This window comes from Veillonella sp. HPA0037 (assembly GCF_000411535.1).
GTDB lineage: Bacteria > Bacillota > Negativicutes > Veillonellales > Veillonellaceae > Veillonella > Veillonella atypica.
The window spans coordinates 874,060-883,703 of sequence record NZ_KE150483.1; the positions used below are offsets into that span (position 1 = coordinate 874,060).

Sequence of the window (9,644 nt, forward strand, 5' to 3'; positions counted from 1 at the left end):
GCATCTTTATCTGCTGTGATTTCCCAAGTTTGGCTACCCGCAGCATCTGCCACTGCTTTCAATTGGTCTTCTGTTGCAGCTCGGCCAGTAGTAGCTGTGCCATTCCAAGTTGTATTAGATAAACCGCCAATAGTATTAGCCGTACCATTTACAGTAACGCCACCAATAGTAGCAGTTTTACCTGTAATAGCACCTGTTGTACCATCGATAGTTACAGCATTAGCGCCAGAACCAAGTGTCACTTTATCATTGAGTTTTACGTCATAAATAGTATGACCATCAGCAGCTGTAGTAGATGTTAATGTCACATTACCTGTCGTTGCATTAGCTGCTTCACCAGTGTTAGCAGTGATTTCAGTTTTAGAAGCCTTTTTAGCCGCATTGATAGCATCTGCTACGTTTTGAGCAGTTGCTACACCATCAGTAGTTGGGCCTGTAATTGTACCATCTGTACCTGCAGTGATAGATGCTGTGTTTACATCATATTTTACAACGCCTTTATCATCGATGGATGCAGTCGTCAAAGTACCATTTGTGAAGTCTAAGCCATCTGCTAAGGAAACTTGTTTTGCAGTACCATCATTTGCTTTGTAGGACAAGTTCGTCTTATTCGCAATCTTAGTACCATCAATCGTTACTTTGTAATCCTTAGTTGTACCATCTGCACTAGTTGTTGGGGTTACAGTCAATGGATTATTGGCATCTGTTGTATCTGTGCTGACTGTTACAGCAGCTACAGCAGATTTTTTAACCTCTGCTTCAGAGACTGTAAGATTTACATTTTTACCGTTTACGTCAGTAGAAATATATTTATTATCACCTTTAATACCAAATGTATCATCCTTAAGATTTACGGAACCAGTATTGGTTGCTACATCACCTGTGAACTTCAATGTCGTAGCACCAGTTGCTGCTTTCAATTGGTCTTCTGTTGCAGCACGTCCAGATACGGCTGTGCCATTCCAAGTTGTATTAGATAAGCCGCCAATAGTATTAGCCGTACCATTTACAGTAACGCCACCAATAGTAGCCGTTTTACCGGTAATAGCACCCGTTGTACCATCGATAGTTACCGCATTAGCACCAGAACCTAATGTCACCTTATCGTTGAGTTTTACGTCATAAATAGTATGACCATCAGCTGCCGTAGTAGATGTTAATGTCACATTACCAGTTGTTGCATTAGCTGCTTCACCTGTATTAGCAGTGATTTCAGTTTTAGACGCTTTTTTAACTGCATTGATAGCATCAGCTACATTTTTAGCAGTTGCTACGCCATCAGTGGTAGGAGCCGTAATTGTGCCATCTGTACCAGCAGCGATAGTTGCGGAATTAACAGCAACTTTCACCCCTGCTGTCGTAGCAGATGTGCTCACAAGACTGCCATCACCGGTCACGGCAAAGGATACGTCCCCGTCTTTAAGGTATTTATTACCTGTGGAACCAGTGTCAGCAGTGAGGCCAATACCCTTAGTGGTAGCATTAACTGTGTCAGCATCTAAACCAACTGTAATCGTTTGGTTATTAACAGTCGCTGTTACGCCATTAGCACCAGCTACATTAAGTTTTTGGTTTTTAAGGTCTACAGTGCCGTCATGTGTGCCGTCCGTAATATTGAGGTTTTGAGATAAGTTAGCCACTGCATTTTGAACATCGCCGATATTCGCCGCATTCGTCAATGTAGTGCCACCGCTAGCCACATTGCTAATGACCTTATTACCAGCATTGATGCCAGCCGTTTTATCAATGGAAATACCACCAACGGTCACATTGTCTGTTGTTATACCAGTGCCTGTAATGGCCGTTGTACCATTCGTTAAACCATTTGTATTGATAACCGTATTACCTGCCGTGAAGGATGTACCTGTAAATGATGTGCCTGTGAAAGCTTTACCCGTTACAGAGCCATCAGTGCCATCCAAGGTAATTTTATTCGCACCAGAACCAACAGTTACTTTGTTATTAGCTGTTACAGAATCAACGGTAATATCTTTCTTAGTAGCAACAGTAATCTTCTTTTTATCTGTACCATCTTGTGTAATCTCGATGTTATCACCATTAACAAGATCTACGGTATCGCCGCCTTTAACAGCCGTTTTATCGGTTGTGCTGGAATTCGTTGTAATATTCCAAGCCGCACCTGCTTTTGCTGCATCCGCCGCTTTGTTGATAGCATCAGCTACATTTTGCGCAGTTGCCAAGCCATCATTACCTGTTACAGATGCTTCACCTGTCGTAGCATTGCTGTTAATAGTCGCACGCTTTGTGGAAATCTCAACTGTATTACCATTCATATTAGTAGATACAAAGTCACCTGTTGCGCCTTTCACATTAAATGCCACATCAGCAGTGCTCAAGGATTGGCTGGACGCAGTGCCAGTATCTGCACCAAGGGAGATATTTCTAGCTAACGCTGCTGTATTAGTAGCAATAGCGGCTGTATTTTTAGTGATATTACCCTTATTAGCAGCAATATCTGTGGTATTCGTGTTGATTTGATTCTTAGTTGTCGTATTAAGATCAAAGGATACTTTACCATCATTATCAACAGTAGCAACTGTGGAGTCACCATCTACAAAGTTAAGACCTTTAGATAAAGAAACCTTCTTCGCATTAGCATCTGCCGCACTATTAGCACGGTATGTTAAATCCGTTTTAGCCGCAAGTTTTGTTGTATCGATACCGATGGCATAATCCTTAGAATTTGTGCTCGCTGTTGGGGTTACCGTAATAGGATTATCTACAGCATTAGCTTTACTTACAGTTACCGCTTCTACTGCTAAATCTTTCACTTTGGATTTGTCTACAGATACTTGCACACCAGTAGCTGTACCACTGGTAGTAACAAGAGCTCCATCACCACTGATTTTAAAATCTGCATGACCATCCTTAAGGAACTTTCTAAGCATAGTTCCAGAATCACCGGATAACCCTATGCCATTTGTTGTAGCTTTAATAGTATTCGAATCTAAACCGATAACAAGATTATCTTTATTTGTACCAGTCAAATCAGTTCTGATGCCATTTGCACCAACTATTTTAAGAGATCCATCACTAAGCTTAACATTACCAGTTTTAAAGTTTGTATCTAGTTTTAATGTAACATCAGATACTGCATTCTTAACATCTGTAATATTAGCAGCATTAGTTCCTACATTACCGCCACTAGAAACACCCGTTATTTGTTGATTACCTGCATCAATACCACTCGTACCAAACTTAACAGTTTTTGTACCAGTTTTTGCAATAAGACCATCTCTGGTAATAGATACATTATTCCCACCTGTAGAAGGACCAATTTGAAGTGTTGTATTACTCAACACATTATCACCAGCAGCAAAGGATTGTCCGCTAAAGGTTCTACCTGTTACAGCACCACTAGTACCATCAAGAGTAATTTGGTTTGAACCAGATCCAGTGGTTATAGATTTATTAGCTTTTACGGAATCTACGGTAATTGATTTATTTAAGCTAGTCGTAATTGTATTACCATTTCTCGCTACAGTAATATTAGAATCACCACTGAATTTAACAGTACCTTCCTTATTGATAGTAGATCTGCTACCTGCCGTATCGTTATCTGCCGTTAAATTCCAGGTATATGCATTTTGTGAAACTGCATTGTTAATAGCTGCTGCTACATTATTAGCATCTGCCATACCTGTAGCTGCCGTAGCAGTGCCATTACTTACATTAATATTTTGTACTTTCCCTGAAATATTGACAGTATTACCACTTGCACTTGTAGTTATGTAATTATCATTACCTTTAATTGTTAAAGGATTGGTCGCTAAATTAACATCACCACCAGTACCTGTATTGCCTTTAACGGCTAAGTTAACACTCTTTAACTGTGCAACGTTAACAGCATCTGTATCATTAGTGCCAGCCGCAAGATTTGTAATTTGACGTGTCGTACTGCTATTACCAATAGATACAGCACCTGTTTTTGCTGTTAAAGCAAGACCTGTTAAGCCCGCATATTTATCGGTACGAGATGTATTCGCGTTATATCCATCTGTACCACCTGCGGTCGTAGCTTCGGAGAATGAACCTAAAGCAACACCATTATATGCACTTGCCTTCGAGCTTGGACCTAGAGCCATAGCATTCTCAGCAGATACATTGGCATTAATACCTAATGAAATCGCAGATGTAGCACTACCTTCGGCACCTTTACCAATAGCAATGACACTGTTAACGGACTTGCTAGCAGTACTACCCTTAACACGAGCTTCCGTACCAAGAAGAATAGACTCACTAGTATAAACATTATTGTTATTAACGGTGCCAGCATTATTACCCAAACTAATATTATTGTTACCAGTAATTTGTCTACCTGCAGCGGTACCAATACCAATATTACTTGTACCATTTGAGGCACCACCTGCGGCCCAACCAATACTAACACTATTTGTACTATTAGTAGATCCATTATTCGCTTGGTAACCTAAAGCAACAGCATAATCACTTTTAGCTTGTGCTCCACTACCTATTGAGAGGCCATAATTACCTTGAGTCTGTGCATTCGGGCCTACAGCAATTGAATTGTTACCTATAGCTCCGTCATTATTAACATTACCTGCATCCGAAGATTTAACAGAGAAATATTTTACCTTTGCAGCATTTAGTTGAGATACATTAACTGCATCGTTATCACTCACACCATCTGCTACATTACCTAGTCTACGAGGACTTTGCGTTTGTTGATTAACATTGGGTTCATCCACATTGACCAAGGCAAGTGATTTAGGCTTTTGAGCAATAGCACCAGGGTTTAAAGTACCATCATCCTTGACATCTACTGTGCGGTAATATTTTTCTTGTTTATTCGAACCTGTTCCCATTACAACCTTTGTAAGTGGTTCACCTGACTCATTGACATTAACTAGAGAACCTGCCCCCCCATTCATGATGTTAGTAACTTTACGAGCTAAGGAGTAGATTTGAGAACCATTGATAGCATCGGTACTTGTTGCAGATACCTCACCTGGAGCTAAATTTTTAAGCTGTCGTTCAAAGCCTTTCGCACCAATAGATACTACGTCACCAGGATTAATATCTTCGCCGCCTTTCCAAACGACTTCAACACCATCAATTACAGCTTTTACCTGGCTAGTCGCAGCACTATCTGTATTGGAACCACCACCAATAGCAATAGAATTATCCATAGTAGCACGAGCGCCCATACCAATGGCTACAGCATTTGTTAATGGATTACTTGTATTCCCTGCTCGAGTTGACGAATCTGCTGCCATACCAATAGCAACACCACCATTACCAGCTTGTGCACTTACACCATAGGCAACACCACCATGACTAGCTGTTGTAGCTGGATAGCCTGATATATTTTTACCGGTAAGAGTACCATATGCATCTCGTAATGTTTTATTAGTTATTAGATTACCACTTTTATCAGTATAAATAACTGATTGGTTTAGAGCTTTAACAACATCATCGCCACCGATACCAATTGCACTATGTCCAGTAACCTTTACATTGCCACCAATAGCAATGGACTGATCACCAGTAACAACAGCACCTTCATCTGGAGAAAGACCACTACCAATGGCAATACCTTGTGTTATATCGGCTGCTACACGAGAATTTGATCCTATAACAATTGCACGACTTGTAGTTGTTAAAGCTGCACCAGTCTTAGTTTCTGCTTTTGCATTTCTACCAATAACAACGCTATCTTCACTTAAGGATTGAGCACCACTACCGATAGCAATACCATTTTGTCTTGTAACTGTGCTAGATGGACCTATGGCAATAGAATTGGCCCCTTTTGCTCCATCATTATCAAAATTGCTATTAGCACCTGTAGCACTAGAATTAATAGATACATAAGGAACTTTAAGATCCTTTGCTAAACCACTCGCCACTGCATATAATTGGGATCCATTGATTGCATCTGTACTGTTCGCGGATACTTCACCAGCCGCAACATTTTTTATTTGTCGTTCAGCCCCACTTTTGCCTACAGACACTTGCATACCTGCTAGGTCTGCTCCTGAAAGTACACCTTTAGACCAAGAATATGATTTACCAGCTATAGTCGCAGAAGATTGTGCAGTCGCAGCAGAAGATGTATCTGTACCACTACCAATAGCTACTGCATTCTTCTTATCAGACACAGCATCTTTACCGATAGCAATTGCACTTTCAGCAGAGGCGGTTACATCTCGCCCCATTGCAATACTGTAATTACCAGTCGCTGAAGTTCCTTTAGTTCCATATACACCTATTGCTAAAGATGATGTATTAGATGTTTTAGCGTTTCGACCGATTGCAACACTATTGCTACCATTAGCTGTTACATCACTACCAATAGCCACATCATAAGTACCTTGACTGGTCGCACCATTCCCTATTGCTGTTGATAAAAGCCCCGAAGCATTAGTACTTCTACCAATAGCTACTGCATTATCATTAGTCGCATTATTACCATACCCAACAGTTACAGAGCCTTGATTAGTAGATTGATTAGTATTACCAATAGCTACAGAATCTTTATTTGAAGCTGTATTACTATAACCAACAGCCACTGCATTTTGACCTTCTGCAGTCGTAGAATAGCCCACAGCAGTTGAAGTTTCGCCACTAGCCCTTGCTGTATTACCATAGGCTACAGAGTTTTTACCAGTTGCATAACTCGACTGACCTACAACTACACCGCCATTACGACTTAATACAGATTTACCCATGGCAGTTCCACCACCGCCATCAGATACTGCATTGTTACCAAAGGCTATACCTGATTCTTTAGCATTCGCAGTATAGCCAATAGCTATAGACTGTTTATCAACGCTTTTTGCACCATAATATAGATTAGTTACAGAAAGACCAGCTACAGTAGAGTTATAAGAATCACCATTGGCACCAGTAGCTTGGTTATTTTTATCTGCGTTAACACCGCCCGAACCAATAGCAATTGTATCTTCATCTGTAGCAGAAGCTTTTGGACCAATAGCAATAGAACGTACACCATCAGAGGAAGCACCTAAACCAACAGAAACCGATGAATGTTGCTTAGCAGATGCACCTGTTCCCATAGCGATAGAATCCTGTCCACCAAGAGTAGTACCTGTAGTTGGTGCGGTTATGCTAGCACCCTTACCCAAAGCAATAGAATTAAGGGCAGCGGCGGTTGCTGACGAACCAATTGCCACCGTATCTGCTTGAGTTGCCTTCGACTGCATACCTACTGCTGTAGCACTTGTTGAATTTGCAACTGCTAAAGAACCTAATGCTGTAGCAGATGCGCCTGTAGCCGCTGAAGAACGACCTAATGCAGTAGTACCAAGATCAGTTGCTTGAGAGCCGTCACCAATTGCTATCGCTTTTTCTTGAGTTGCCGTTGTATTCTGACCAATAGCAATGGATGAATCTCCACTAGCTGCCGCACTCTTACCAATTGCAGTAGCAAAAGTATTAGAAGCATTTGCAACCATACCAATAGCAGTTGCGCCTCCTGCAGTGGCATTAGCACCAGCACCTACAGCTAATGCTGGATCACCACCGCCACCATTATTTCTGCCTGTAGCCTTGCTTAGATAACCAATAGCAATTGACTGGTTACTTTTTGCCTCTGAGTTTACACCTATAGCAAAACCCAATGTACCACCATTAAACTTAGCATTATTACCTATAGCAAAACCAAAAGCTCCATTTACATTAGATTGCGGGCCAATGGCAAATGCATCTGTGCCAGTTGCAGTTCCTTCTGGAATTGTAGCCTCAACACTTTGCATACTTCCAGCCATAGCTAGTGTTGCTAAAATACTCGCTACAACTATTTTCTTTTTACCTGTTTTGTTCTTTGCAATTTCAGATACTACGATGTAGCACTGTTTTGACTTAGACCAAATTACTTTAAAAATCTTGTTCATTCTTTTTCCTTTTACTAACTATCTCTCAAAACCATATCTTATATAAATCAATTTCTAGTATTTGTATTTCGTTATACCTCAAAATATACCCATTACATTTTAAAGCTCATTTCATAATTTTATCATATTTTATCTATATCAAACAATGAAATTTGATGCATTATACGAATATTTAATTGCAAATCAAATATTTTCGAAAGTTAAAAGGATATAGATTTAATCTATTTCTTTTATTTTTATCTATGTATATTTTTATCTTTTTGGATAAATATTTATGAATGAATATGCAATCAAATTGTTAATCTGTATTCTAAATACTATATCTATTTAATTTTAATATGAGTATTTTTTATCTCATATTTATTATCCAGTAATATATTTTATTTTTAAAACGTATTTTCTAATTCATTTTATATTTAAGATAAACTTTTCAATAGGATAGATAATTTCAAATACAAAAAAAGCCACCACTCATAACGAGTGGTGGCTTTCACCATATACATATTCATACATGAAGATATACAAATATATAGATTATCCGTGTATAAAATACTAAGCTTTGGATTCAACTAATTTTTGAACAAGAGCTTCTAATTTTGCAACACGATCTTGAAGTTGTTCATTTTCTGCTTTCAAAGTATTCACAGTTGCATTATCTGGCTTAGCAGGTTTTGTACCAACACCAATACGCCATGTAGCACCCATACCGTACATTTGCTCAGATTTAGAAATACCTACGGATGCATTCAAGAATACACGGTCATTAGGAGCATAGCCATAACCAAGGGCAAGTGCTTTCTCACCATGATAGGAACCAACACCAGCCATAACTTGACCTTTTTCAGTGCCGTCAACATAGTAAGGTTTCAATGATGACAATGCAGCACTCATAGCACCAACACGATTTAAACGTACATTCGTATTGTTGATTTGTGAAAGAGCTACATTAGATTGATTTTGTACTAAACCATAAACTTGGCTACCATTAACTGCATCTGTAGACGTTGGTGAAATATCACCAGGTGCAACATTCGTGATTTTACGTTCTGCACCAGGAGCCCCGACACTTACAGTATTTGGAGCCGATGCAATAGATCCTTGACCAAGAGCTACAGAGTTAGTAGCACCAGCTTGTACAACGGAATTTGCACCTAGAGCGAGACCATTTTGAGCATTAACTGCAGAATCGACACCAAATGCAGATCCATTTGTGGCAGTAGGTGCTACATTAGCACCAGCACCAATAGCAGATGCATTATTAGCAAGAGCTTGAGAACCAGCTCCAAAAGCAGATGCTTTTTCCCCATCTACCTTAGAATTAGCACCAAAGGCACTAGTATCTTTACCTTTTGCATTTGCATTTGTACCTACGGCATTAGCATGATCTCCATCTGCAGCGGAACCTGCACCGATAGCCATAGCACCATTACCATTTGTAGCACCAGGTGTGATTCCTGAATTGCTCAAAGCAGTTGCTGTAGATGTTGCTGTAGATGCTGCCGATTGAGCTGTGCTTGCTGCACTAGCTGCAGTAGATGCGGATGTGCTTGCTGCTGTTGCAGAAGACGCTGCATTAGATGCTGACGTACTTGCCGCTGTTGCGCTTGTAGATGCACTAGATGCCGATGTAGAGGCCGCACTTGCAGAAGATGCCGCATTAGATGCAGATGTACTTGCCGCTGTCGCACTTGTAGACGCACTAGACGCACTTGTAGATGCGGATGTTGCAGAAGATGCTGCATTAGATGC

2 protein-coding genes are annotated in these 9,644 nt (G+C 40.2%); both read right to left on the bottom strand.

Features of this window, described 5'->3' with window-relative positions; translation table 11 throughout:
• Nucleotides 1-7,895, bottom strand: a 7,895-nt coding sequence (locus HMPREF1477_RS09750; RefSeq protein WP_016475915.1) for an ESPR-type extended signal peptide-containing protein, incomplete at its 3' end; no start/stop codon positions are given.
• A gap of 552 nt (nt 7,896-8,447) precedes the next feature.
• The coding region (locus tag HMPREF1477_RS04055; RefSeq protein WP_016475916.1) for a YadA-like family protein at nt 8,448-9,644 on the bottom strand (1,197 nt) is incomplete at its 5' end.